Consider the following 1,307-nt stretch of genomic DNA (forward strand, 5'->3'; position numbering starts at 1 on the left):
CTCAACCGGTATCGCACCGAGCAGAACAGTGTCGATCTCAGCGCCGAAGCCGAGGCTACTGTCCAGCAGTTCATCGAGCTTGAAAGCCGGCTCAGCGAACTCGAGTTCCAGGAAGCCGAGCTCGCCGAGCGCTTCACCACTAACCATCCCACCTACCAGTCGCTGCTGCGTCAGAAGCGTCAGCTCGAGGAGCGACGCGCCGAGCTCAACTCACGTGTCGAGGCACTGCCCGCCGCTCAGCAGGAGGTGGTGCGCCGCACTCGTGATGTCGAGGTCACCCAGGCCATCTACGTCAATGTGCTCAACAAGATGCAGGAGCTCCAGGTGGCTCGCGCCGGCACCGTTGGTAATGTGCGCATCATTGATGAAGCCCTCGTGAGCGGTTCACCCATCGAGCCCAGGAAGGCCCGAATCGTGGTGCTCGCCACCCTGCTCGGCGGCATGCTGGCGGTGGGTCTCGTGCTGATGCGTGGCTTGCTCAATCGCGGTGTGGAGTCTCCCGAGCAGCTCGAGGATGCCGGCCTGCCGGTTTACGCCACTGTGCCTCTCTCCGAAGAGCAGAAGAAGCTGGTCAAGCGCATCAAGCATCGCCGCAACCGGCATGCCAGTGAGGTGGCCAGCGGAGTTCTTGCCGAGCGGGCGCCGGGCGATACTTCCATCGAGGCGCTCCGCGGACTGCGCACTAGCCTGCACTTCGCCATGCTGGAAGCCAGCGACAACCGGCTGATGATCACTGGCCCCAGCTCCGGCATCGGCAAGAGTTTCATCGCCGTCAACCTGGGCGGGGTCTGCGCTCAGGCCGGTCAGAAGGTCCTGGTGGTCGATGCCGACATGCGCAAGGGCCACCTGCACCGCGCCTTCAATGGGCATAGCGAAGGCGGGCTCTCCGAACTGCTCGGTGGCCAGTTGACGCTCGATGAGGTGATTCGCCATAGCAGGATAGAAGGTCTGGATTACGTGGCTCGTGGCACTGCACCACCTAACCCGTCGGAGCTACTGATGACCGCCGGTTTCAGCCGCTTCCTGCAGGAGGTAGGGCAGCGCTATGACCTGGTGATCTTTGATACCCCGCCAGTACTGGCTGTAACCGACGCGGCGGTGGTCGGGGCCCAGTGCGGCACCACGCTGCTGGTCGCCCGCTTCCAGGTCAACCCCCTGCGTGAGCTGCAAATCGCCACGCGCCGGCTGGAGAGCGGTGGGGCGACGGTCAAGGGGGCAATCCTCAATGCGATGGAACGCAAGGCGGCAACCGCCTACGGCTATGGCTACTATGCGTATTCTTATAAATAACCATAATGGCGTCACTC

1 protein-coding gene is annotated in these 1,307 nt (G+C 63.0%); it reads left to right on the forward strand.

The features are described 5' to 3' along the window. On the forward strand, positions 1-1,290 hold a 1,290-nt coding region (locus tag ABE957_RS18135), incomplete at its 5' end, for a polysaccharide biosynthesis tyrosine autokinase (protein ID WP_349760064.1). Positions 1,291-1,307: the final 17 nt, after the last annotated feature.

The sequence above is a fragment of the Halomonas pelophila genome (genome assembly GCF_040196315.1).
In the GTDB taxonomy this organism is placed as follows: domain Bacteria; phylum Pseudomonadota; class Gammaproteobacteria; order Pseudomonadales; family Halomonadaceae; genus Halomonas; species Halomonas pelophila.